Raw genomic sequence first — 23,492 nt, forward strand, 5'->3', positions numbered from 1 at the left:
GTTCAGGCACGGGCGTTTGGCATCGGATAACGCCGGGTAGATTTACCCGCTTTCACCACCTGTCCGGGCACCTCATGGCCGATAAGTTCGGGGAGGGCGGCGGCGACGTCCAGCAGGGCATCCAGATCAACGCCGGTGTCCACGCCCATGGCTTCAAACATATGTACTAGATCCTCGGTGCATACGTTGCCGGTGGCGCCGGGGGCAAAGGGGCAGCCGCCCAGGCCACCGAGCGCTGAGTCAAAGCGGCTAATGCCTGCCTGCCAGGCTGCCAGAGCATTGGCCAGCCCCATGCCGCGGGTGTTGTGAAAATGCAGGGTAAACGGCGTTTCGGGCCAGCGTTCAAGCACCGCTTCACAAAGGCGTTTGACCTGGGCCGGGTTGGCCATGCCGGTGGTGTCGCACAGCGTGACACCCTGGATGCCCAGCGCAATCAGCTTTTCAATCAGTTCCAGCACCCGCGCTTCGGGCACTTCGCCTTCAAAGGGGCAACCAAACGTGGTTGAGAGTGAGGCGTTGATAAACACGCCGCTGCCCTGAGTCACGTCCAAAATAGCCGCGAACTGCTCGAGGGATTGCTCGGGCGTCATGCGCAGGTTGGCCAGGCCATGGCTATCGCTTGCCGACATCACCAGGTTGATCTCATCAACGTTGCAGGCAAGCGCGCGTTCGGCACCTTTTACGTTGGGTACCAGCACGGTGATGTCCACACCTTCCCGGCGCTGAATGCCGGTAACAACGTCGGCAGCATCGCGCAGGTTAGGAATCGCCTTGGGGGAGGTAAACGACGTCGCTTCGATGCGCTTGAGGCCCGTGGTGGAGAGCGCGTCAATCCAGCGGATCTTGTCCTGTGTGAGTACAAAACGCGCCTCGATTTGCAGGCCGTCACGCGGGGCGACTTCATTGATTTCGATTTTCAAAGGGCATGGTGATAACTGGCTCATAACAAACTCCTTAAATGATGCCTGCTTGGCGCAGTTTGGTGCGGGTTTCCTGATCTATCCCCAGCTCGTCCAATACGTCGTCGGTATGCTGACCGAGGCTCGGACCGCCATTGCCCAGACGCCCGGGCGTGGCGCTCAGCTTGGGCAGTACGCCGGGCACTTTGAGCGGCTGGCCATTGGGGCGGGTAAAGGTTTGGATCATCTCCCGCGCCAGGTAGTGGGGGTCAACGGCGATATCTTCAGCAGTGTAGGGGTAGCCAGCGGGCACCCGGGCATCGTCCAGGGCCTGTAGAATGGCATCGCGCGGGCGCTCTAGCGTCCAGGCTTCAATGGCTGCATCGATCATGGCGGCTTGCTGGCTGCGCCCATCGTTATGGGCAAGCGCGGGGTCATTGGCTAAATCTTCGCGGCCAATCACGCCCATCAAGCGCTTGAAGATGCTGTCACCATTGCCTGCGATAAGCACATAGTCGCCGTTCAGGCAGCGATAGGCGTTGGATGGCGTAATGCCGGGAAGGGCGCTGCCGCTGGGCTCACGGATTTGGCCGCTGGCATCAAATTCCGGCAGCAGGCTTTCCATCATGGCAAACACCGACTCATAAAGCGCGACGTCGATCTCCTGGCCCAGGCCGCTTCGGTTGCGCTCCTGAAGGGCCAGCAAGGTGCCGATCACCGCGTAGAGCGCGGAAAGCGAGTCGCCGATGCTGACACCTACGCGCACGGATGGCTCATCCGGCTGGCCGGTAAGGTAGCGCAGCCCGCCCATTGCCTCGCCAATCACGCCAAAGCCAGGCTTATCGCGGTAGGGGCCGGTTTGCCCGTAACCTGAAATATGCACCATGATCAGCCGTGGGTTGAGGGTAGATAACGCTTCCCAACCCAGCCCCCAACTTTCCAGCGTGCCGGGGCGAAAATTCTCCACGACCACGTCTGCCTCGGCGGCAAGCTGGCGCACCAGGGCCTGGCCCTCTTCGCTGCGTAAATCCAGCGCTACTGAGCGCTTGTTACGGGTCTGCACGTGCCACCAGAGCGAGGTGCCGTCTTCGATCATTCGCCATTTGCGAAGCGGGTCGCCGGTGCCGGGGGGCTCAATCTTGATTACGTCAGCGCCAAATTCACCCAGCAGCTTGGTGGCGAAGGGGCCGGCAATCAGTTGGCCTAGCTCAAGCACCTTTAGGCCCTGTAAGGGAAGCTTGCGTGCTTCAGGAGCATTCATTAAGGCTCTCCTCTACTTATCGTTATTCGCGGTGAGCGCCAGCATGGGGTAGCTGTTTAGAGGCGACAATTAGGCAATGGGCAACAAAGGGTTCGTGGCTTGCGAAGGTATACGCTAGCATGGGCAGACCGTTAGTTAAGAGATATCACCATGCGCCGCTTCGACTTTGTCACCCTTAAACTGTTTATTTCTGTGGCCGACGAAGGGCGTCTCACCGCCGCCGCCGCGCGTGAGCATCTGGCGCTTGCTGCGGTAAGCAAACGGATTAGCGACCTTGAGGCATTAGTGGGGGCAACACTGCTGTATCGTCGTCCCAGAGGCGTTGAGCTAACCCCCGCAGGTCAGGCATTTCTGCACCATGCGCGGCGCATTATGGATAATATCGAGCGCCTGGAAGCGGAACTGAGCGAATATGGTGAAGGAGTGCGCGGCCATGTGCGTATCCACTCCAACACCTCGGCCATTATTGCGTTTCTCCCCCAGGATCTCAGCACCTTCTCGCGCCATTACCCCGATATCAAAATTGACCTTCAGGAACGGGTAAGTAGTGAAATTGTGGCCGCCGTGCGCGATGGATTGACCGATATCGGCATCTTCGCGGGGCATGTCGCGGCACCTGACCTTCAGAAGCTTTCTTACCGGCATGATCGTCTGGTGTTGGTGACGCCTGGCAGCCATCCGCTCGCCACGCGTGAAAGCATTGCCTTTAATGAAGCGCTCGACTTCGATTTTATCGGCCTCCAGCAGGATGCCTCGCTGCAAGCGCTGCTGCACGAGCAAGCCAATATTGCTGACAAGGCACTGCGGATGCGTATTCAGGTGCGTAGCTTCGATGCCATTTGCCGCATGATTCATCACGGGATGGGCGTGGGCATACTGCCTGAACAAACCATCTATCGTGAACTGGGCGATCTGGAGTTAAAAAGCATTCCGCTTAGTGACCCCTGGGCGCAGCGTGAGCTGGTGATCGGTATGCGCCGCTACGCCACGCTACCGGCCACTGCCCGTCATTTAGTGGATCACTTGGTTAAGGCTGAGGCAACGCCTTGTTAACACGGCGCACACCGTTAGGTTTCGCGTTTGGAGAAAGCTCGTTGATGTGCTGAGTCCTTCCTTACAGGCTAGCCGTTGCGTAAACCTGGCTAACAGCTGGCGGTGCTTCTTAATCTTTAGTCGTATGCTGATTCGTTGAAGCCCGCAAACGCCCGCTATCATGGGTTCTCTAACCATCGTATTTAACGAAGTCTGCCTTCTCGAACGTCGATTTGAGCGTATCGGCGGCTTGTTTCAAGATCGATATGGACAACATCGTAACCTCCTGCCTATAACGACAAATTGAGAGAGAACATCTCATGCAAAAATCACTGCTTGCCACGCTGACTGCGTTAGGCATTTTAGCGGTTGCTCCCTTCGCGCTGGCCAACCCGATTGAAATTCAAGTTAACAACACCATGAGTGAAGGCGGCTCTGAAAGCGCGGCGGTCGAACGCTTTGCGGAGTACCTGGAAGAGCAGGCGCCGGGGCGCTTCAACGTGCGGCCTTTCCTGGCGGGCTCCTTGGGCGGTGAAGATTCCGTACTGGAGCTGCTCAATCTGGGCCAGACTCAGCTTTCACTTACCGGGGGTAACTGGCGCCAGCAATACGCGCCGGAGTACGACGCCATTACCGTGCCCTTCCTGTTCACGACCTGGGATGAGGTGGATAGCTATATCGATAGTCCATCGGGTCAAACCCTAATCGAGCGGGCAGAACAGCAGGGCGGCCTCAAGTTTCTAGGTGTTCAGCATCGTGGCCCGCGTCATATGACGGCTAATAAAGAGATCCATACGCCTGAGGATTTACAGGGCTTCCGTCTACGCCTGCCTTCATTGCCGATCTGGCTAGCGGTTTGGGAAGAACTGGGCGCGCAGGTGGTGAACGTGCCCGCGCCAGAAATCTATCTCGCCATGCAGACCCGTCAGGTCGACGGTCATGAGAATTCGCTCTCTTCGCCCTACACGAGGCGCCTGTGGGAAGTGCAGGACTACCTCATTACCACCAGCCACGTGCAGTTCCCCTGGAGCTGGGTTGCCAGCGCGCGCTGGTGGGACGGCTTGGAGGAAGAGGATCAGACGCTGATTTCTGAGGCGATTGATGTCGCACGCGCCTATGGCACCGAGCAAGAGCGCGAACTGGATGATTTCTACCTGACTGCTCTTCAGGAAGAGGGTATGACGGTGGTTGAGCCCGATATTGAAGCCTTCCGCGAAGCGGCCATGCCCGCCATTGATCGTGTGCTTTCAGAAATGGCCGACGGTGTACGCGACGACGCAATCAGCGCAAGCCAAGTAAGCGACTGATCATCATCAGGTGGCGGCATTGTGATGCCGCCACCGTCTTAGGTAAGGAGTTATCTTGTGGATGGAGCACTGCCACCCGCAAACGGAGCCGATCGTTTGGCTTTTTATGTCCTGCGCTATGTCACCCGCCTATGCGATGCCGTGGGTGTGGCGCTACTGGTCGGCATTTTAGGCTTGATCGTGACCGCCGTGATTGCCCGCGATCTGCTCAACTGGGGCATGCCCTGGAGCGAGGAAGTCGTTTCGCTGATGGCCATTTACGCCATTGGTTTCGGCTCGATCTCCGCCTGGGTACGCAGCGACCACTTGGTTGTGGATCTGTTTAGTCATCGGCTGAGTGCGCTGGGCCATCAGGTGCAGTATCGGCTGACGGCTATTATCTCGGTCGGTTTTTTTGCGCTGGCCAGCTGGGGCGCCTGGATCATGTCCGATATGAGCGCCAACAATAAAACGGTCTCGTTGAGTATCAGCTTCTCCTATCTCTATTACGGCTTGTTATTCAGTTTTGTTGCCATGGCGCTGATTGCCACCTGGCAAACCTTGCGTGGCCCCGTCACGTGGTTGAATAAACCCGAGCACGAGGAAATAACGCCATGATGGAACTTGCGATATTCGTCGGCGGGCTGCTGTTCTTGATGATGATCGGCCTGCCCGTGGTGGTGTCGATCGGGGTCACCTCGTTTATTGCGCTGGCGGTAACCGGGGCCGGCGGCTTGCCGGTTGAGCTGCTTTCACTGCGCATGGTGCAAACGCTTAACAACTTTACCTTGATGGCGATTCCGTTGTTTATCCTGGCGGCCAACATCATGAACCTGGGGTCGACCACGACTCGGATATTTGATTTTGCAACGGCTCTGGTGGGCTGTACCAAAGGCGGGTTGGGTCACGCCAACGTGGTGGCGAGCTCCATCTTTGCCACCATGTCCGGCACTGCGGTGGCTGATGCCGCCGGACTTGGCAGTATCGAAATCAAGGCGATGAAGGAGCGTGGCTACGCGCTCGACTATACGACCGGGATTACCGCGGCTTCGAGTGTCGTTGGCCCAATCCTGCCACCGAGTATTGCGCTGGTGGTTTACGGTTGGCTTGCCAATGTAAGCATCGGTGGGCTCTTCATGGCGGGGCTTGTGCCGGGTATTTTAATGGCGCTGTTGCTCATGGGCATGACCGTTTTACTTGGCGCTACGGGGAAAGTTGTAATGCCTGCTCCCGTGCCGTTTGATTCAGGTGAGGTTGTACGAACCGGCAAGCGGGCCATTTTACCCTTGATGATGCCGGCGATCATCGTTGGCGGTATTTGGGGAGGCTTCTTCACTCCCACCGAAGCAGGCGCAATTGCCTCGCTGTATGCGGTGATATTAGGTGGGGTAATCTATCGCGATCTGAGCTTGAAGAACCTGTACGATGCGTTTCGGCGTACGCTGATGTTCAGCGCGGTCATTCTGCTGATCATTGCGGTATCAAGCTTCTATGGCTGGATTCTGGTGCGTATGGGCATTCCGCAGGCGTTGGCCGGTCAGGTGGCCAGTGTCGATATGCCTACTATTGTACTGCTGATCTGCTTTGCGCTGTTCTTTTTGCTGATTGGCTGTTTTATGTCGGTGATTGAAAGCATCCTGATCTTTACCCCTATCGTGGTGCCTGCGGCGTTGAGTGCAGGCTTGGATCCGGTGCATTTCGGTATCGTGATGGTGATTACCCTGTCGGTTGGGGTGATCACGCCGCCGTTCGGCACGGTGCTGTTCATGATGGTGGGCATTACCCGGCTGCGTTACGGCCAGGTGGTCAAAGCGGTGCTGCCGTTTTTGCTGCCTATTATAGCGACGATTTTATTGTTGATTGCTGTGCCAGGATTGGCCACCTGGCTGCCTGGGGTGATGGGCTACTAAAAGATTGTGAATATCGATAAACGTACACCGCCCCGCAGGGTTAACCTGCGGGGCGGTGTACGTTTACGGTGGATGCTTTTAGGTAGAAGGGGTAGGCAGAATACGCCCCGGATTCATTAGCCCTTTCGGGTCGAACAGGTTTTTAACCCCGCTGATCAACTCCCGCTCGATAGGCGATAACCGTGCCAGGTAGGCCGCCTGCTTGGTGCGCCCGATGCCGTGTTCAGCGCTGATGCTGCCATGAAACTCATCGAGCACGTCAAAAAGCTGCTCTTCCAGGGCGTGCAGATGGGCTTTTTTATCTCCGTCAGGAAGCGCAGTGGGCGGCAGGATATTGAAGTGCAGGTTGCCATCGCCCACGTGCCCATAAGCAATAATCTCGCATTCGGGGGAAGCGCTCATTACTACTTCGCTGGCGCGAGTGACAAAGTCAGGAATGGCTGAGATAGGTATCGAGATATCGGTACGTAAGTGCTCGCCGCGTCGCCTCTGACCTTCCAGCATGCTTTCACGAAACTGCCACAGCTGCGTGGACTGGGTCTCGCTTGATGCCAGCGCCCCGTCAAGCACCAGCTCACGCGCCATACCGGTTTCCAGCAGTTGCTCCAGCATGGCGCCTAGATCCACCCGCCCCGTAGCCGCCACTTCCATCAATACATACCAGGGGTAAGCGCCTTCCAGCGGGTCGCGTAGCTCGGGCGTTGCCTCTATCGCAAGCTCAATGCAGCGGCGGGGAATGAGCTCGAAAGCCGTCAGCAAGTCGCAGCAGTCGCGTCGTGCTAAACCATATAGGTCGATCACCGCCTGTACTGAGGGCAGGCCGAGCAGGGCGGTGCGGTTCTGGGTAGGCCGCGGCGAGAGTTTGAGTACAGCACTCGTGACGATTCCCAGCGTGCCTTCACTACCCAGAAACAGCTGTTGAAGGTCGTAACCGCGGTTGTCCTTATGCAGAGCATTCAGGCTATCCAGCACGCGCCCATCCGGCAGCACGACCTCAAGGCCAAGCACCAGTTCGCGCATCATGCCGTAACGCAGCACGTTGAGCCCGCCTGCGTTGGTGGCGATATTGCCGCCAATCTGGCAGCTGCCCTGGGCGCCGAGCGAAAGCGGAAACTCGCAGTCATGCTCAAAGGCTGCCAGCTTGACGTTTTCAAGGATACAGCCCGCATCCACCGTGATGGTGAAATTGATCGGATCAATGGCGCGCACACTATTCATGCGCTCCAGGCTAATCACCAGTTCCTGACCGTTTGCGGCGGGCAGGGCGCCTGCCACCAGACCGCTATGACCGCCCTGGGGCGTCATCGCGATACCTTGTGCGTAGCAGCGCCTGACAACCTCGGCGACTTCTGTTGTATCTGCCGGGCGTGCTACGGCCAGTGGCATGCCCAGTGTATCGCCCGCCCAGTCGCTGACGTAGCGCACCATGGCATCTGGCGAGCGCAGCAGGCCTCGCTCGCCAAGCAGGCTGGTGAGTTCATTTAGAAAGGTATTAGTGTCTGTCATTGGTCCGCTTCCTGCCAAGCAGCACCCTCTGGATAGCGATGCTGTGCCTGGGACTCGGCATGCATGGCAATGCTGTAGCCCGGTGCCTCAGGTACCTGATAGCGGCCATGGTTGATCACTACCGGGTCAATAAAGTGCTCGTGGAGATGATCCACATACTCAAGCACACGCCCTTCAAGCTCGCCGGATACGGCGATGTAGTCAAACAGCGAGATGTGCTGGGTGTATTCGCACAACCCAACGCCGCCGCCATGTGGGCAAACCGGTACGCCGAACTTGGCGGCCATCAGCACGACTAGAATCACTTCATTGAGGCCACCCAGGCGGGCAGCGTCCAGCTGGCAGTAGTCAATGGCGTCCGCCTGGAAGAACTGCTTGAACATCACTTTGTTGTGGCAGTGTTCGCCGGTGGCGACCCCGATAGGCGCGACGCGGTGGCGGATCTCCGAGTGACCCAGAATATCGTCGGGGCTGGTGGGTTCTTCGATCCACAGTGGGTCAAACTCGGCCAGGCGACGCATCTTGGCGACGGTTTCGTCGACCTCCCACACCTGGTTGGCGTCCATCATCAGCACGTTGTCCCAGCCGATCACTTCTCGCAGTAGCGCTGCACGGCGGGCATCTTCTTCAATATCGCCGCCAATCTTCTGCTTAAAGTGAGTCCAGCCCTCTGCTAACGCTTCCCGGGCCAGGCTGCGCACTTTTTCATCGCTGTAGCCAAGCCAGCCTGCGGAAGTGGTGTAGCCGGGGTAGCCATCGCGGCGCATTTCGGCTTCACGCGCCGCTTTACCGGGAGCCTGGCGGCGCAGCAGGCAAATTGCTTCTTCAGGCGTTAGCGCATCGGTGACAAAGCGGAAATCAAGGCAGCGCACCAGCTGCTCCGGAGTCATATCCACCAGCAGCTTCCATACTGGCTTGCCTTCACGCTTTGCCCACATATCCCACACGGCGTTGACGATAGCGGCGGTGGCCAAGTGAATCGCACCTTTATCGGGGCCAATCCAGCGCAGCTGACTGTCGCCGGTAAGCTCACGCCAGAACGTGCCAATATTGTCGATAATCGAGGAAAGCGTGCGCCCCTCGATCAGCGGCGCCAGGGAGTGCACGGCAGTGACCACAATCTCGTTACCCCGGCCAATGGTAAAGGTTAAACCATGACCTTCCGGGCTTTCGTCATCGGTATGCAGAATGACATAGGTGGCTGAGTAATCGGGTGCAGCATTCATGGCATCCGAGCCATCGAGCGAGCGCGAGGTGGGGAAACGGATATCCTGGATCTCAATGTGTGTAATTGTTGTCATTGCATTCTCCTAGGGTGTGATTCAGGCAGTGAAGATCAGCGGCGGGCCAAGTGACGCATCAGTTCGCGAATGCCGTAGGTCCAGGGCGGCAGCTGATCGCTTCTGCCCACCGGGTTAACCAGGGAACCCAAGGCTGGAGTGGAAATGGTCACGCGATCACCGAGATGATGGGTAAAGCCCTGGCCTTTGCCATCACGGTCTTTGATGGGTGAGAACATCGTGCCCAAAAACAGCATGAAACCATCAGGGTATTGGTGATGGTCACCGATGGTTTGACTTACCAGATCCAGCGGGTCGCGGCTGATCTCGCGCATATCGCTTTCACCTTGAAGCAAAAAGTCGTCGTCTTCGCCTTCGATACGCAACGAGACCTGGCAGTTGCGCACGCTATCGATAGTAAAGTGATCATCAAACAGGCGAATAAACGGGCCGATCGAGCAGGAAGCATTGTTATCTTTCGCCTTGCCAAGCAGTAGGGCGCTGCGCCCTTCAACGTCGCGCAAGTTGACATCATTGCCCAGGGTGGCGCCGCGTACCTGACCGCGGCTGTCCACGGCCAGCACGATTTCGGGCTCGGGGTTATTCCACTGTGAAGACGCATGCAATCCTACTGATGCTCCAAAGCCTACCGAAGAAAGCGGCTGGGCTTTGGTAAACACTTCCGCATCGGGGCCAATACCCACTTCCATATACTGCGACCAGCCACCGCGCGCCTGAAGCGCTGTTTTTAGCGCCATGGCTTCTTCAGACCCGGGGGCAATCTTGGAAAGATCGGTGCCAATCAGCGCCTGCAGGTCATCGCGCAGGGCAACGGCTTTCGCCGGGTCGCCGCCTGCCTGCTCTTCAATTACCCGCTCAAGTAAGCTGACGGCGAAGGTGACGCCACAGGCTTTAACAGCCTGAACATCGCATGGGGCGAGCAGGTAGGGCGCTTGTGGTTGAGCCTGTTGGGAATTCGCCAGCAGCGTCTCGATGCTGCCCAGCGATGCACCCTCTGCGCGTCGCACTACCTCCAGCACATCGTCACGCTCCAGCAGGTCAGCCATGGTGGGGCCAAACTCTGTAATATCGATGACGTTGCCTTCGTGCACCGTAACCAATGCGGGGCCCGGGTGTGTGCCATCCAGCCATACGCGGCCCACAAGCAGGGCGTTATCCAGGTCGGTGGGAAGGGTATCGGTCAGAGATAGTGGTTGCATGAGCGCCTCCTGATGTTCAGGCGACCGGCCGTTGATACCGTGTCGCCTATGTTGTTACAGATGGTTGTTATAGACGGTTGTTATAGATGTTGTTCTGTATGACAGGTATACCAGAGCATAACTTACTCTAGCGCACCGCTACATTTCGGGTCGATAGGCAAATCTGTTTAGATGAAGGTAGTTGCGCAATTGAAGGCCACCAGCTAGGTTTTAAACTGCTGGTATGATACGTATACAGCAAGATGGTCGGTTACATCCGCTATTGCTATTCGCAAGTGCTACTCGCAAATAACCAACAATAAATCCAATGGTTGTGAGGAAAATAAGATGCGCTACAAAAGCCAATACCACCTAGCCATGTCTCGCCTGTTAACCGCTACGCTAATTACTGCAGGTATCAGTGTGGCCGGTGCTGTACAGGCCGCCGAGAACCTGCGCTTTGCCCACGTTTATGAAACGTCAGAACCCTTCCATAAATGGGCGCTGTGGGCGGCAGATGAAATTGAAGAGCGTACCGAGGGTCGTTACACCATGCAGGTATACGCAGCCTCTTCTTTGGGTAAAGAAGAAGACATTAACGAAGGGCTTGGGCTAGGCACGGTGGATGTCATTTATACCGGCACGCAGTTTGCTGGCCGCGGTTATGGGCCAATCGGCATTGCGGGGGCTGCGTATATGTTCCGTGATTTTGATCACTGGCAGGCCTTTGCTGACAGTGACCTGTTCCAGGAAATTGCCCAGGGCTACCAGGATGCCACCGGTAACGTGCCACTGGCGCTCAATTATTATGGCGAACGCCATGTAACGTCGAATACACCGGTCAATACACCCGAGGATATGGCAGGTCTCAAGATACGTGTGCCCAACGCCCCGATGTACATGATGATGCCTAACGCTGTAGGCGCTAACCCCACCCCGATTGCTTTCGATGAAGTCTACCTGGCCCTGCAGCAAGGCGTGGTCGACGCACAGGAAAATCCGCTGCCAACCATCCGCGCCAAGGCGTTTCATGAGGTACAGGATTACATCAACCTGACCGGCCATATTACCGACTCGCTGATCACGATCGTAGGCGGGCCGCGCTGGAACCAGCTGAGTGAAGAGGATCAGGAAATATTCCGCGAGGTATTCCAGGAAGCCGCTGAGAACAACACCCAAGATATCCTGCAGGCTGAGGAAGAGTTGGTCGCCTGGTTTGAGGAGCAGGGTAATACCATCAACGAAGTGGATCGCGACATCTTCCGGGAGGCCGTTGTACCCGCTCATAACGGCAATGCCGCCACCTGGGATCAGGAAATCTACGATCGCCTACAGGCTATCGGCCAATAATCCAACCTCAGCGAGCACTTCGCTAACTTTTTAGCGAAGTGTCTGGAGTATTGTGCCATGAGTGACGCACGCGAAGATGCACCGCCCAGCATTGATCCGATGGTGGATTTTGAATCCGCCTTCGACGATTCCCCCTTTAAACTGAGTGATTATCGAATTGAAGACTTCGTGACCCTGACGCTGTTCTGGGCACTTATTCTAGTGGTATTCACTCAGTTTTTTAGCCGCTATGTGCTGGGCAGCTCTATCGGCTGGACCGAGGAAATTGCCCGTTATCTGCTGATCGGGGTTGGCTTTTTGGGCAGCGTAATGGCCGCCCGCAACGGCAGCCACATCATGGTGGAGTTCTTCTACCATTACATGCCGGAGTGGCAGGCACGCTTACTGGAGCGCTTGGTGGGTCTGGTAAGCCTTGGCTTTTATATAGTGATGGCGTGGATCGCCTATCAGCTGGCATCACGCACCAATAGCCTGATGGTGTCGGTCGACCTGCCCAAGAGCATCATCTATTTCACGGTTTGTGCGGCGTTTGTATTGATGGCGCTACGTACCATCCAGCGGCTTTATCTGAAGTACCGGGATCGTACCGATGTCGTTTGAAAAGTGGTTTCCCGTCACGCCATTTTTATCGAGAGGCCTGCTATGTCCCGAATTTCCATGATGCGCTGGCAAAAACCGTTAGTGTCGCCACTGCTTTCGGCACTGGCCGTGCTGGGTTGCGTAATATTACCGCTGATGGGTTATCACCTCGGCTTCTTGTTTTTTGCGTTATTCACAATGTTGGTGCTCGGGGTTCCCATTGCGGTTAGCTTGGCGGGCGCCTGCCTGATGTTTGTACTAATCACAGGCCAAGTGCCCAACATCGTCATAGCGCACCGCATGATCAACGGCATCGACAGCTTTCCACTCTTAGCCATTCCGTTTTTTATCTTTGCTGGCAGCCTGATGAATAACGGCGGCATCACGGAGCGGATCTTCAATTTTGCCAAGGCCCTGATGGGCTGGATGCGCGGTGGGCTGGGGCATGTGAACGTGGGCGCCAGTATCGTGTTTTCTGGAATGTCAGGGGCGGCCGTGGCGGATGCCGGTGGCCTTGGCATGATTGAAGTCAAAGCGATGAAAGATGCGGGCTACGATGAGGAATTTGCGGTGGGTATTACCGCGGCCTCATCCACCATCGGGCCGATTATCCCGCCTAGTTTACCCATGGTCATTTACGGCGTTATGGCATCAGCCTCTGTGGGCCAACTGTTTGCAGCCGGATTAATTCCTGGGCTGTTAATGGGGGTGATGTTAATGCTGATGATCTTTATCATCTCGCGCCGCCGGGGCTATCAGCGTGACGCGGTATTTTCGATGCGCGTACTTGGGCATACCTTTAAGCGGGCTTTCCTATCACTGATGACGCCCGTTATTATCGTGGGCGGTATTATTACCGGCGCATTTACCCCTACCGAGGCGGCGGTCGCTGCGGTGTTCTATGCGCTGATACTGGGTGTCGTGGTTTACCGCACCCTGACCTGGCGTAAGCTATTAAAAGTAAGTATGGAAACCATCGAGACAACCGCGGTCATTTTGTTGATTGTCTCTTCCGCATCAATATTTGCCTGGATACTCACCAGTAACCAAGTCACCCAGAACGTGATTGCTCTAATGGGGCCGTTTGCCGATAGCAAACTCGCCGTACTGATGATGGCCAACATTGTACTCATCATTGTCGGCTGCTTTATGGAAACCATCGCCGCGATCACCATCTTGGTGCCGGTCCTGTTGCCCATGGCGGTGGCCGTGGGTGTCGATCCCGTTCACTTTGGGGTAATCATGGTGCTCAACCTGATGATTGGTCTGTTGACGCCACCGGTGGGCATGGTGCTCTACGTACTTTCCCGAGTATCCAATGTCAGCTTTGAGCGCTGCATGCGAGGAACCATTCCGTTTCTGATTCCCCTGGTGATCTGCTTGTTATTAGTGACCTTTATTCCGGCTATTTCCATGTGGCTTCCCACGCTGATATACCGTTGAGCACGACCGGCTGATTAGCCGTTAACAACAATATTAAGCTTTGGAGTATTGTTTGATGACCGATACGTCATTGGATTTTCGCGTTACCCGTGAGGATTTAACGCGCTTTATGCAAGCGGCCCTTGCCGCAGCCGGTGCCAATCAAGCATCTGCCGATGCCGTGAGCCGCGCGTTGGTAACCGCTTCACGGATGGGCACCGATAGCCATGGGCTGCGTCTATTGCCGCATTATTTACAGGCACTTGAAGGTGGACGTATCAACGGCGCGCCTGACATGGTGTTTCACCAGCGCTTGGCGGCAACGGGCTTTTTAGATGCCGATGATGGGCTAGGCCACCTGGCAGGTTACACCGCCATCGAGCATGCTATGGCGATGGCCGGGGAAGTGGGAATGGGGGCTGTGGCGGTTGGAAACTCATCGCACTTTGGCGCAGCGGGGTGCTATGCGTTGGCGGCGGCCGAAAAGGGCTTCCTGGGCATGGCGTTCTGTAACTCGGATCCGTTCGTGCTGCTCCATGACGGAGCCAAACCCTTTCACGGTACTAACCCCATCGCCTTTGCGGCACCGGTGGCAGGAAGCGCACCGTACCTGTTGGATATGGCGACCAGCTCGATTCCCTGGAATCGCGTGCGGCAGTTCGGGGCGATTGGTCGCGAGCTGCCGGACCAGGTTGCTGCTAATGCTGAAGGTAAAGTGAGCCGCGTACCTGGCGAGGTTGCCGCATTGCTACCGTTAGGAGGCAGTAGCTTTGGGTTTAAAGGCGCAGGGCTGGGTGGCATGGTCGAGATACTTAGTTCGATGCTCTCGGGAATGCAGCACGGCTTCAAACTTTTACCCATGGTCGGGCCGGATATGTCGACGCCACGGGGCGTAGGGCATTTCTTTTTAGCGATGAAACCCGATGCGTTTGTGGAAGAAGGCACTTTTGCACGCGGGCTGGCTGAATATTTAGCGGATCTCCGGGCCCAGCCTGCTACACCAGACGCGCGGGTAATGGCGCCAGGTGATCGTGAATGGCGCTGTCAGGCGCAGCGCGATGCAGACGGCATTCCACTGGATTCTGCCAATCAGTCGGCCTATGCAGAGATCGCCAAGCAGTACCAGCTAGCGCCGCTATCTCGACTCGATTGAAGGTACAGTTGAAGGATCGCAACGGGAAATGCAGTAAAGTGGCGGTGAATTCCAGGTTAACCAGGAGTAACTGCCTATGAGCAGATACCGGATCGAGCGTAAAACGCTGTCTGAGCAGGTCGCCGAACAGCTCGAGGCGGAGATTCTTGAGGGGCGGCTAAGCGAAAATGATCAATTGCCTTCAGAACGGGAATTGATGGAGCAGTTTGGTGTGGGCAGGCCCGCCGTGCGTGAAGCGCTGTTCCATTTGCAGCAGCTTGGGCTAATCGCGATCAACAGCGGTACGCGTGCCAGGGTGATCCGACCTACCGCCGAAGCCGTCATGGCGAGGCTTTCTGGCGTTACCCGACAATTGCTTTCCAAGCCTGATGGGCAGCAGTATTTTCAGGAAGCGCGGGCGATGTTCGAGATATCGCTGGCGCGACATGCTGCGCGCCACGCAAGCGATGAGGATTTAGCGCGATTGCGCGATGCGCTGTCAGCCAACTGTGATGCTATTGGTGATGAGGCTCGTTTCAAGCGCTCCGATAACGACTTTCATGGCGTATTGGCGAGTATTGGCCGTAACCCGATCTTTGATGCTATTCACGTGGCGCTTTCTGAATGGCTAGATGATCGACGCGCGTTGGTATTACAGCAAAAGGATGAGGATAAGGCGGCCACTGCTGCTCATACTGAAATCATCGAAGCTATCGAGTCCCGCGACCCCGATGCGGCCGAGGCGGCCATGCGGCGCCACCTCGACCGTCACTACGGCACCTATAGGCAGCTTAAAAAACGCCTATCGGATGCTTCTTAGCGTTGTCGGGGCTAGCCCTCTCGCTTGCCATCGACCAGTCGCGAAACGTTAAACGGGTTATCGTCGCGCAATGCTTCAGGCAGTAAGCCAGCAGGCAGGTCCTGATAGCACACTGGGCGCAGGAAGCGATAAATCGCAGCGCTGCCGACGGACGTAGTGCGGCTATCAGACGTTGCCGGGAAAGGCCCGCCATGCACCATGGCGTGACCCACTTCAACCCCGGTAGGCCAGCCATTGGCCAGTAGGCGGCCGGCGCGCTGTTCGAGTGTCGGCAGCAACGCCTTGGCGGCCTCCAGGTCGCTATCGTCCATTTGCAGGGTAATGGTCAACTGGCCTTCGATCTGCTCTGCGACACGCTGCATCTCCTGCGCGTCGGCGCACTCAATGACCAGCGAGGCCGCGCCAAAAATTTCGCCTTGTAGGGCGTCGTCGGTCAGAAAATCCTGGGCGCTAGCCACAAACAGGCCTGGTTGACAGCTATGCGGGCCGCTGCCTGCCTGGCCGCGCGCCACTTCCTTCACGCTTGGCTGGCCCGAAAGGGCGGATACGCCACTTTGGTACGCTTCATGAATGCCGGGCGTCAGCATCGTTTGGGCGCCGCTGGCTTTAACCGCTTCTCCAGCCGCAGTAACAAACGCATCCAGATCGGCACCTTTAAGACCAATCACCAAGCCTGGGTTGGTGCAGAACTGGCCTGCGCCCATATTCAGCGAGGCCACAAAGCCTTCGGCAATTTTCGCACCACGGGCTTTCAGTGCCTCGGGGAACAGGAATACCGGATTAATGCTGCTCATCTCTGCATAAACGGGAATCGGCTCGGGGCGGGCTTGAGCCGTCGCCATCAAGGCCATGCCGCCGCTACGCGAGCCGGTAAAGCCGACCGCTTTAATACGCGGGTCCGAGACAAGCGCCTGGCCAATATCACGGCCTGAACCGAACAGCAGCGAAAAGACCCCTTCTGGCATTTTGCACTTGGCCGCGGCGCGTTGAATCGCGCGTCCTACCAGCTCAGAAGTACCGGGGTGGGCAGAATGCCCCTTGACCACTACCGGACAGCCCGCCGCGAGTGCCGAGGCGGTATCGCCCCCGGCAACGCTGAAGGCCAGCGGGAAGTTGCTGGCGCCAAATACGGCCACGGGGCCGAGAGGAATATGGCGCTGGCGTAAATCGGCACGCGGCATGGGCTGGCGCTCAGGCTGCGCCGGATCAAAGCGTAAATCCAGCCATTCGCCTGCGCGTACCACCGAGGCGAACAGTCGTAGCTGGCCGCAGGTCCGGCCACGCTCGCCTTCAAGGCGTGCTTCAGGCAGGCCGGTTTCCGCCACACCTCGCTGAGTCAAATCAGCACCAATGGCCTCAATCTCATCGGCAATGGTTTCCAGGAAGTGAGCGCGCGCTTCAAGGGACGTTTCGCGGTACTGGTTGAATGCCGTCTCGGCAAGCTGGCAGGCTTTCTCAACCTCAGCGCGGCTGCCACCGGGATAGCGCGGCGGCAGCGTTTCGCCGGTGGCGGGGTTGACGGCAACAATATCGGCTTGAGAACCGGTGACGGCCTGTTGGCCGATAAGCAGTGTGCCTTGCAGTGTCATGTAGCCTCCTGTTAAAGCGCGTTGATGGTGGTTTTCTCGTGCTTGTGATTGGTTGGCATACGTAGCGTGTTACGTAGCGGGCGGCCAAAGTCGTTAAGCGTAATCTCGAAGCGGTCGCCATTGCGGGTTTGGATCTGGTCGGCAAAGCTAAGCGTAGCGGTGCCGAAGAAGTGAACGTGGATATCGCCTGGGCGGCGGAAGCCGGGATATTTGAAATGGTGGTACTCAAGGTTGGCGAGGCTGTGGGCCATATTGGCTTCACCGGTTAAAAACGGCTTTTCCCACAGCGTTTGGCCATCGCGCACGATGCGGCTGGTGCCTTCAAGGTGTGCGGGAAGCTCGCCGACCAAAAGTTCAGGCCCGATGCTGCAGGCGCGCAGCTTGGAGTGCGCCAGCCACAGGTAGTTAAAACGCTCGGTAACGTGGTCGGAAAACTCATTGCCTACAGCGTAGCCGATCCGCCACGGCGTGCCATCATCAGCGACAATATACAGTCCGGCAAGCTCGGGTTCTTCACCAGCATCCTGGGCAAACGCGGGAGAAGGCATATCTGCTTCCGGCGCGACGATGCAGTCGCCATCGCCTTTATAGAACCACTCCGGTTGAGACCCTTCAGTGTTATCTGAGGGCTTTCCGCCTTCAACGCCGAGTTTGAACATACGCATCGAATCGGTCAGCTCCTCCTCGGCCACCTGGGTTTTGGCATGCATGGCGGACCGGGTGTCGGCGCTGCCCAAATGGGTGAGGCCGGTGCCGGTTACCAGGCAGTGGGCAGGGTCGGAGTGGGTAAGCGGCGGCAACAGGCGCTGCTCGTCGATCAACGCCTGGTAATCAACCTGGGCGTCGCTAAGCCGCGATTTAATGGTTTGCTCAAGCGACTCCCCAGCAGCGATAGCGGCCTTGGCCAATGCATAAGTGCCGCCTTCGATCGTGATGGGACGTACGGTCTGAGCATCCTCCACCAGAGCGACGTGGACTTGGTTCTGGTTGAGGTACTGGATCAAGCGCATGTGATTTCCTTATATAATGTCGGTGATTAGTTGCCGCGCACAGCGGTGAGATCAGGTAGCCACGTCACAATGCCGGGGAAGGCAATCAAGATAACCAGTACCACCAGTAGGGCAGCGTAGTAGGGCAGCATGGCCTTGACCAGTTGTTCCATGGAGACCTTGCCGACCCCACAACCAACGTAAAGGCAGGTGCCCACCGGCGGTGTTAAAAGGCCGATACCCAGAATGAACGCCATGAGCACGCCAAAGTAGACCGGATCAACGCCCACCGAGGTAACGATAGGCGTCAGCATCGGCGCCATGATTACCATGGCGGGCGTCAGGTCCATTACGAACCCTACGAGTAGCAGTAAACCCGCAACGATCAATAGCAGTAAGAAGGGGTCCTGGGTGATTGCCTGGACCTGGGTAACCAGCGTTTGCGGCACCATGTTAATGGTCAAAAACCAGGCGATGACGGTGGCAAACGCCAGTAGAAGCAAGACCATCCCGGTTAATCGCGCGGTACGAATCAACATGCCCCACAGCTCGCGGATATGAAACTCGCGGTAGATCACCAGCGAGATAAACAGCGAGTAGAGTAGCGCGGCAACGGCGGCCTCAGTGGCGGTAAATACGCCGCCGATAATCCCACCGATAACGATTACCGGCAGTACCAGGGCAAGCCAGGCCGCCTTGAACGCCTGCCACAGCACATCAAAACGGAACTTGCGGGTCTGCCCGGCATGGCCGATGGTGGCCATAATGAAGGTCGTGGCCATCAGCCCGAAGCCAATCAATACTCCCGGTACGATACCGGCGATAAACAAACGGCTAATCGAGGTTTCGGTCACGATGCCGAATAAAATAAGCGGTATAGAGGGCGGGATAATAATGCCGATAACCGAGGAGACCGTATTGATCGCTGTGGCTTGCGGAGCGGTATAGCCTTGCTTGGTCATGGACGGGATCATCATCGCGCCGGTCGCAGCAGTATCGGCTACGGCAGAACCGCTAATCCCGCCAAAGAACATGGAACCGGTAATCGCGACCTGGCCAAGGCCACCGCGTACGAAGCCCACCAGCGCCCCGGCAAGCTCCATTAAGCGGCGGGCAATGCCGCCGTTGCTCATTACTTCGCCTACTAGGATAAAGAACGGTATGGCCAACAGGGGGAAGCTGTTTACTCCACGGATTGACTGCTCAATCATGATGGACAGAGGAATATCCGAAAGTAGCGCCATCACCACGGCCGCAACGCCCAAACCAAAGGCGATGGGTAGGCCCAAGGCCAGCGAGGCGAACAGAATGCCTAGAAAAATCCATAGCATGGTCTAGCGGTCTCCATCAGCAGTGGGCATGACGTTCGGTGAGCGTATCTGCAAAATACTTTGCCAGGCGCGCCAGATAGCCACGGCGGCAATAAAAGCGGCGCAAAGTACCAGCGAAACATTGACGATATTCCATGGCACGCCAAGAATCGCGGTGCGCCCGGAAGCACGCGACATCACCAGGAATCCGCCCCAGACAATGACCCCCATCAACGCGGTGATCACCAGATGCTGAAAAAGATACAGCGCATGGGCGGCGCGCGGTTTTAACCTGCGCACTAAGATATCCACCGCAATATGCTCATAGCGGGCGAATGCCGCTGCGGCACCCAGGAAAATCAGCCAGATAAACAGCATGCGTGCCAGTTCATCGGCCCAGGGCAGCGAGTGATTCAATACGGCGCGGCCCAACACGTTGGCAGACACCGAGACAATGAGCGCTACCAGCAGAGCCGCAATCGCGTGCTCCATTGCCAGTGTCAACCAACGAAACAGTGCAGGACCGCGGCGCTGTTCAGTATCGATCTCCAGCGGTTCGCGCTGGGGGTCGTCAAAAAAGGCCGCGGTATCCGGAATAGGAGTATCAGGTTTGTCCATGAGCTCTCCGAAAAGACAGGTAACGACCATGCAAGAGACGCTTGCCTCTTGCATGGTCTAGTCGTGGAAAATGCGCACGAGAGCAATCCGAAGTATCAGCGGATACCTATTGGGCTGCTGTCGAACCGGCGAGCCGCTGGAACTCTGCCACTAGGTCTTCACCAATGCGTGGTGCCCACTCGTCATAAACCGGCTGTACGGCTTCCTGGAAAGCGCCTATCTGTTCGTCATTAAGGCGAGTGATTTGCATGCCTCGCTCTTCAAGCTGGTCGCGTGCCCAATCGTCGTACTCGGCCGAAAGCTGAATTTCATAATCGGCGGCCTGCAGGGCGGCTTCCTGGACCAGCTCCTGATACTCAGGGTCAAGGCGATCCCAGGTACGCTGAGAGATCATCTTGATAAAGGGGGTGTAAACGTGACGTGTTTCGGAGCCGTAGTCCTGCACTTCGTAGAAGTTGGACGTCAGGATGGTACTCCAGGGATTTTCCTGGCCATCCACAACACCTTGTTCCATGGCCGAAAAAAGCTCGCCGAATGCCATGGGCGTCGGGTTGGCGCCGAGTGCCTGCCAGATAGCCAGGTGAACGGGGTTTTCCATGGTGCGTACGGAAAGACCGCGAACGTCTAAGCCGGCTACGTCTTCCGGCGATGCAACCTCGCGTGCACTATTGGAAAGCTGACGGAATCCGTTTTCAGCAAAGGCCAGTGCCTTGATGCCGGTGCCGTCAAACGCGTCGAGCATCTCTTGAGCGGCGTCGCTACGCATGGCCTCAATGGCGGCCTCACGAGTAGGAAGCAGGAACGGTAGATCGAAAACTGACAGCTCTTCAACGTAGCCGGTAGCGGGGGAAGACGATGGGTAGGTCATGTCCAGCGTACCGGTCTGGAGCATTTCCATCATCTGCACGTCATCACCCAGCTGGCTGTTGGGGAAGATGTTGACGCTGATTCTTCCTTCGCTGCGCTGGTCGAGAATATCCGCAAAGTACTGGCTGGAAATGTACTGAGGCGAGGTTTCGGCGAGGCCAAGCCCCATGCGTATGGTCACGCTGCCGTGGTCGCCTACAACGCCGCCTTCGATCTCGGGCGGGTCAGAAAGATCCGGCGTTTGCGCGTAAGCCATGCCTGAGCTGAGCAGGGTAGCACCGGTCATTAACAGGGTGCGCTTCCAAAGATAATGCATCGTTATCACTCTCCTGGCGTACTGCAGTCCGCTTCGCGAAGGACGTCTTGCAAGCGAGCTGCAACGTGGTTGTTGTTATGCTTGTGCGGCACCCCCTTGTCAGATAAGCGCCGCAGCCCTGTACTGAATGTCTAACGTTTTGAGTATATGTTCAACATATACTTTTGTATGTATCGACGATTCGACGGAGAACGCGTACCGTCATGGCAACCCTCTCCTTGTGTTTAAAGGAGATTATTTCATTGAGAATGTTAGTAGGGCCGATTGTGTGGTTTAGGCATGCTTACTGACGTTTTACTTTTACTTTAGGCGTGGAGCGTAGCCATGGCCAACCCTCATCGAATAACCCCAGAGCAGTTACGTTCACGTTACTGGTTCGATAATCCTGAACACCCCGGCACCACAGCGCTGTGCGTTGAGCGCTATCTTAATTACGGCATTACCTTGGATGAGTTGACGAGCGGTAAACCGATTATTGGTATCTGCCAGTCGGGGTCTGATTTAACCCCGTGCAACCGTCACCATATTGACTTGGTTAAGCGGGTCAAAGACGGCATTCGCGCGGCGGGTGGCGTGCCGTTCGAATTTCCCATGCATCCTATTCATGAAAATGTGCGTCGGCCTACCGCGGCATTGGATCGCAACCTAGCCTACCTGGGGCTGGTGGAAGTGCTTCATGGCTATCCGTTGGACGGCGTGGTGCTAACCACCGGCTGTGACAAAACCACTCCCGCCGCACTGATGGCCGCGGCAACGGTCAATATCCCCGCGATTGTGCTGTCCGGTGGGCCGATGCTAAACGGCTGGCGGGGCGCCGAGCGGGTGGGTTCGGGCACGATTATCTGGGAGCTGCGCAAGCGCCTGGCAGCAGGGGATATTGACTACGCAGAGTTTCTTTCCCGCGCCAGCGACTCAGCGCCTTCGATTGGCCACTGCAATACCATGGGCACGGCGTCCACCATGAACTCCATGGCTGAGGTATTGGGCATGAGCCTGCCGGGCTCGGCGGTCATCCCCGCGCCCTATAAAGAGCGCGCGATGGTGGCCTATGACACTGGCGTGCGCATTGTCGATATGGTCTGGGAGGACTTGCGCCCGCTGGATATTTTGACTTGCGAAGCATTTGAGAACGCCATCGTGGCCTGCTCGGCGCTGGGCGGCTCGTCCAACGCGCCGGTTCACATTAACGCTATCGCCCGCCATGCAGGTATTGAGCTGAATAACGATGACTGGCAGCGCCTGGGCCACGAGATTCCGCTGCTGGCCAACGTGATGCCCGCCGGTGCGTTTCTGTGTGAAGAGTTTCACCGTGCGGGCGGCGTGCCCGCGATCCTCCATGAACTACAGGGGGCCGGCAAGCTGCACGGCGCTGCGTTGACGGTGAATGGTCGCTCTTTGGGCGATAATCTGCAGGGCCGGGAAACCCAGGACCCTGACGTGATTTGCCGCTACGCCGAGCCGCTGGTGGCTCATGCAGGATTTCTCAATCTCAAGGGTAATCTGTTCGAATCCGCGTTGATGAAAACCAGCGTTATCTCAAGGGATTTCCGCGAGCGCTTTCTGAATGATCCAAGCGACCCTGAAGCCTTTGAAGGCAAAGTAGTGGTATTTGATGGTTCAGAAGATTATCACGCGCGTATTGATGATCCGGCGCTGAATATCGACGCCCGCACCATTCTAGTGATGCGGGGCGCTGGCCCGGTAGGGCATCCCGGCGGCGCCGAAGTGGTCAATATGCAGCCACCAGAGGCATTGATCAAACAGGGGATTGAGTCGCTGCCTTGCCTGGGCGATGGTCGTCAGTCGGGCACTTCCGGCTCGCCGTCGATTCTCAACGCGTCTCCGGAAGCGGCCACCGGGGGCGGGCTGGCGCTGCTTGAGAGCGGCGATCGGCTGCGGGTTGATCTTAAACGTGGCGAGGTGCAACTGCTGATTGATGCCAGTGAGCTGGAAGCCCGCCGCAAGCGTTTGGTCGAGCAGGGCGGCTACCGTTACCCTGGCCACCAGACCCCTTGGCAAGAGATTCAGCGCAGCATGGTCGAGCCGCTGGATCGCGGCATGACGTTAGAATCTGCGACCAAGTACCGCGATGTGGCCCGCCAGCATCCGCCTAGGGATAATCACTAG

General features: G+C 57.1%; 20 protein-coding genes. 10 read left to right on the plus strand and 10 right to left on the minus strand.

Annotated features, from left to right (window positions below; translation table 11 throughout):
- Positions 1-2: 2 nt before the first annotated feature.
- A complete protein-coding gene (locus INT33_RS07590) occupies positions 3-944 on the minus strand; it encodes a hydroxymethylglutaryl-CoA lyase (protein WP_193091532.1) in 942 nt (313 codons plus the stop codon).
- A 10-nt stretch (positions 945-954) separates the two neighbouring features.
- On the minus strand, positions 955-2,160 hold the full coding sequence (locus INT33_RS07595; RefSeq protein WP_018917143.1) for a CaiB/BaiF CoA transferase family protein: 1,206 nt from the start codon (positions 2,158-2,160) through the stop codon (positions 955-957).
- Positions 2,161-2,310: 150 nt separating this feature from the next.
- Here INT33_RS07595 and INT33_RS07600 point away from each other — a divergent pair, with 150 nt between their 5' ends.
- The 4 genes from INT33_RS07600 (at position 2,311) to INT33_RS07615 (ending at position 6,388) form a co-directional block, all read left to right on the plus strand.
- Positions 2,311-3,213, plus strand: a complete 903-nt coding sequence (locus tag INT33_RS07600; RefSeq protein WP_193091533.1) for a LysR family transcriptional regulator — start codon at positions 2,311-2,313, stop codon at positions 3,211-3,213.
- A 299-nt stretch (positions 3,214-3,512) separates the two neighbouring features.
- Positions 3,513-4,499: a TRAP transporter substrate-binding protein gene (locus INT33_RS07605; RefSeq protein WP_193091534.1), complete on the plus strand. Its 987-nt coding sequence runs from the start codon at positions 3,513-3,515 to the stop codon at positions 4,497-4,499.
- A gap of 57 nt (positions 4,500-4,556) precedes the next feature.
- Positions 4,557-5,096: a TRAP transporter small permease gene (locus tag INT33_RS07610; RefSeq protein ID WP_193091535.1), complete on the plus strand. Its 540-nt coding sequence runs from the start codon at positions 4,557-4,559 to the stop codon at positions 5,094-5,096.
- Positions 5,093-6,388 carry a TRAP transporter large permease gene (locus INT33_RS07615; protein WP_193091536.1) on the plus strand — a complete coding sequence of 432 codons (1,296 nt, stop codon included), beginning with the start codon at positions 5,093-5,095 and terminating at the stop codon, positions 6,386-6,388. Before INT33_RS07610 ends, INT33_RS07615 begins: the two co-directional genes overlap by 4 nt.
- 78 nt (positions 6,389-6,466) lie before the next feature.
- Here the strand turns inward: INT33_RS07615 and INT33_RS07620 are convergent, their stop codons facing one another.
- From INT33_RS07620 to INT33_RS07630, 3 genes are read right to left on the minus strand one after another with little or no spacing between them, the layout of a single operon-like run.
- The gene (locus INT33_RS07620) at positions 6,467-7,894 is read right to left on the minus strand and encodes an FAD-binding oxidoreductase (protein ID WP_193091537.1); all 1,428 of its coding nucleotides are present in this window, start codon (positions 7,892-7,894) and stop codon (positions 6,467-6,469) included.
- Entirely contained in the window at positions 7,891-9,195 is a 1,305-nt protein-coding gene (locus INT33_RS07625) for an L-fuconate dehydratase (protein ID WP_193091538.1), read from the minus strand. Before INT33_RS07625 ends, INT33_RS07620 begins: the two co-directional genes overlap by 4 nt.
- A 35-nt stretch (positions 9,196-9,230) precedes the next feature.
- The gene (locus INT33_RS07630; protein WP_193091539.1) at positions 9,231-10,394 is read right to left on the minus strand and encodes a fumarylacetoacetate hydrolase family protein; all 1,164 of its coding nucleotides are present in this window, start codon (positions 10,392-10,394) and stop codon (positions 9,231-9,233) included.
- A gap of 327 nt (positions 10,395-10,721) precedes the next feature.
- Here INT33_RS07630 and INT33_RS07635 point away from each other — a divergent pair, with 327 nt between their 5' ends.
- The 5 genes from INT33_RS07635 to nanR all read left to right on the plus strand — a co-directional run bounded on the left by INT33_RS07635 (position 10,722) and on the right by nanR (position 15,676).
- Positions 10,722-11,723 (plus strand): sialic acid TRAP transporter substrate-binding protein SiaP, encoded by a 1,002-nt coding sequence (locus tag INT33_RS07635; RefSeq protein ID WP_192538143.1) that lies wholly within the window; start codon positions 10,722-10,724, stop codon positions 11,721-11,723.
- A gap of 57 nt (positions 11,724-11,780) precedes the next feature.
- On the plus strand, positions 11,781-12,323 hold the full coding sequence (locus INT33_RS07640) for a TRAP transporter small permease (protein WP_192538144.1): 543 nt from the start codon (positions 11,781-11,783) through the stop codon (positions 12,321-12,323).
- A 42-nt stretch (positions 12,324-12,365) separates the two neighbouring features.
- Complete coding sequence (locus INT33_RS07645) at positions 12,366-13,745, plus strand: TRAP transporter large permease (RefSeq protein WP_225736159.1); 1,380 nt, start codon at positions 12,366-12,368, stop codon at positions 13,743-13,745.
- 55 nt (positions 13,746-13,800) lie between these two features.
- Positions 13,801-14,877 (plus strand): Ldh family oxidoreductase, encoded by a 1,077-nt coding sequence (locus tag INT33_RS07650; protein WP_192538145.1) that lies wholly within the window; start codon positions 13,801-13,803, stop codon positions 14,875-14,877.
- Positions 14,878-14,953: 76 nt separating this feature from the next.
- The gene (nanR, locus tag INT33_RS07655; protein WP_192538146.1) at positions 14,954-15,676 is read left to right on the plus strand and encodes a transcriptional regulator NanR; all 723 of its coding nucleotides are present in this window, start codon (positions 14,954-14,956) and stop codon (positions 15,674-15,676) included.
- A gap of 11 nt (positions 15,677-15,687) precedes the next feature.
- On the opposite strand, the gene INT33_RS07660 is transcribed toward nanR, so the two are convergent.
- The 5 genes from INT33_RS07660 to INT33_RS07680 all read right to left on the minus strand — a co-directional run bounded on the left by INT33_RS07660 (position 15,688) and on the right by INT33_RS07680 (position 21,365).
- Positions 15,688-17,265, minus strand: coding sequence for an aldehyde dehydrogenase (NADP(+)) (locus INT33_RS07660; protein WP_192538147.1), 1,578 nt, complete (start codon positions 17,263-17,265; stop codon positions 15,688-15,690).
- Positions 17,266-17,276: 11 nt separating this feature from the next.
- Positions 17,277-18,275 carry an AraD1 family protein gene (gene araD1 / locus INT33_RS07665; RefSeq protein WP_192538148.1) on the minus strand — a complete coding sequence of 333 codons (999 nt, stop codon included), beginning with the start codon at positions 18,273-18,275 and terminating at the stop codon, positions 17,277-17,279.
- 26 nt (positions 18,276-18,301) lie between these two features.
- The gene (locus tag INT33_RS07670) at positions 18,302-19,585 is read right to left on the minus strand and encodes a TRAP transporter large permease (RefSeq protein ID WP_192538149.1); all 1,284 of its coding nucleotides are present in this window, start codon (positions 19,583-19,585) and stop codon (positions 18,302-18,304) included.
- Positions 19,586-19,588: 3 nt separating this feature from the next.
- The gene (locus INT33_RS07675; RefSeq protein WP_193091540.1) at positions 19,589-20,182 is read right to left on the minus strand and encodes a TRAP transporter small permease; all 594 of its coding nucleotides are present in this window, start codon (positions 20,180-20,182) and stop codon (positions 19,589-19,591) included.
- Positions 20,183-20,288: 106 nt separating this feature from the next.
- Complete coding sequence (locus tag INT33_RS07680; protein ID WP_193091541.1) at positions 20,289-21,365, minus strand: TRAP transporter substrate-binding protein; 1,077 nt, start codon at positions 21,363-21,365, stop codon at positions 20,289-20,291.
- A gap of 324 nt (positions 21,366-21,689) precedes the next feature.
- On the opposite strand from INT33_RS07680, the gene INT33_RS07685 reads away from it, so the two are divergent.
- Positions 21,690-23,492: an IlvD/Edd family dehydratase gene (locus INT33_RS07685; RefSeq protein ID WP_193091542.1), complete on the plus strand. Its 1,803-nt coding sequence runs from the start codon at positions 21,690-21,692 to the stop codon at positions 23,490-23,492.

This window comes from Halomonas colorata (genome assembly GCF_014897985.1).
Lineage (GTDB): Bacteria > Pseudomonadota > Gammaproteobacteria > Pseudomonadales > Halomonadaceae > Vreelandella > Vreelandella colorata.

What these genes read in the sequence shown, in the direction of transcription:
- INT33_RS07595 (WP_018917143.1), bottom strand. Translation starts at nt 2,160, where the DNA reads ATGAATGCTCCTGAAGCACGCAAGCTTCCCTTACAGGGCCTAAAGGTG.
- INT33_RS07600 (WP_193091533.1), top strand. Translation starts at nt 2,311, where the DNA reads ATGCGCCGCTTCGACTTTGTCACCCTTAAACTGTTTATTTCTGTGGCC.
- INT33_RS07605 (WP_193091534.1), top strand. Translation starts at nt 3,513, where the DNA reads ATGCAAAAATCACTGCTTGCCACGCTGACTGCGTTAGGCATTTTAGCG.
- INT33_RS07650 (WP_192538145.1), top strand. Translation starts at nt 13,801, where the DNA reads ATGACCGATACGTCATTGGATTTTCGCGTTACCCGTGAGGATTTAACG.
- INT33_RS07615 (WP_193091536.1), top strand. Translation starts at nt 5,093, where the DNA reads ATGATGGAACTTGCGATATTCGTCGGCGGGCTGCTGTTCTTGATGATG.
- INT33_RS07630 (WP_193091539.1), bottom strand. Translation starts at nt 10,394, where the DNA reads ATGCAACCACTATCTCTGACCGATACCCTTCCCACCGACCTGGATAAC.
- INT33_RS07620 (WP_193091537.1), bottom strand. Translation starts at nt 7,894, where the DNA reads ATGACAGACACTAATACCTTTCTAAATGAACTCACCAGCCTGCTTGGC.
- INT33_RS07660 (WP_192538147.1), bottom strand. Translation starts at nt 17,265, where the DNA reads ATGACACTGCAAGGCACACTGCTTATCGGCCAACAGGCCGTCACCGGT.
- nanR (WP_192538146.1), top strand. Translation starts at nt 14,954, where the DNA reads ATGAGCAGATACCGGATCGAGCGTAAAACGCTGTCTGAGCAGGTCGCC.
- araD1 (WP_192538148.1), bottom strand. Translation starts at nt 18,275, where the DNA reads ATGCGCTTGATCCAGTACCTCAACCAGAACCAAGTCCACGTCGCTCTG.
- INT33_RS07635 (WP_192538143.1), top strand. Translation starts at nt 10,722, where the DNA reads ATGCGCTACAAAAGCCAATACCACCTAGCCATGTCTCGCCTGTTAACC.
- INT33_RS07590 (WP_193091532.1), bottom strand. Translation starts at nt 944, where the DNA reads ATGAGCCAGTTATCACCATGCCCTTTGAAAATCGAAATCAATGAAGTC.
- INT33_RS07640 (WP_192538144.1), top strand. Translation starts at nt 11,781, where the DNA reads ATGAGTGACGCACGCGAAGATGCACCGCCCAGCATTGATCCGATGGTG.
- INT33_RS07685 (WP_193091542.1), top strand. Translation starts at nt 21,690, where the DNA reads ATGGCCAACCCTCATCGAATAACCCCAGAGCAGTTACGTTCACGTTAC.
- INT33_RS07680 (WP_193091541.1), bottom strand. Translation starts at nt 21,365, where the DNA reads ATGCATTATCTTTGGAAGCGCACCCTGTTAATGACCGGTGCTACCCTG.
- INT33_RS07675 (WP_193091540.1), bottom strand. Translation starts at nt 20,182, where the DNA reads ATGGACAAACCTGATACTCCTATTCCGGATACCGCGGCCTTTTTTGAC.
- INT33_RS07670 (WP_192538149.1), bottom strand. Translation starts at nt 19,585, where the DNA reads ATGCTATGGATTTTTCTAGGCATTCTGTTCGCCTCGCTGGCCTTGGGC.
- INT33_RS07625 (WP_193091538.1), bottom strand. Translation starts at nt 9,195, where the DNA reads ATGACAACAATTACACACATTGAGATCCAGGATATCCGTTTCCCCACC.
- INT33_RS07645 (WP_225736159.1), top strand. Translation starts at nt 12,366, where the DNA reads ATGTCCCGAATTTCCATGATGCGCTGGCAAAAACCGTTAGTGTCGCCA.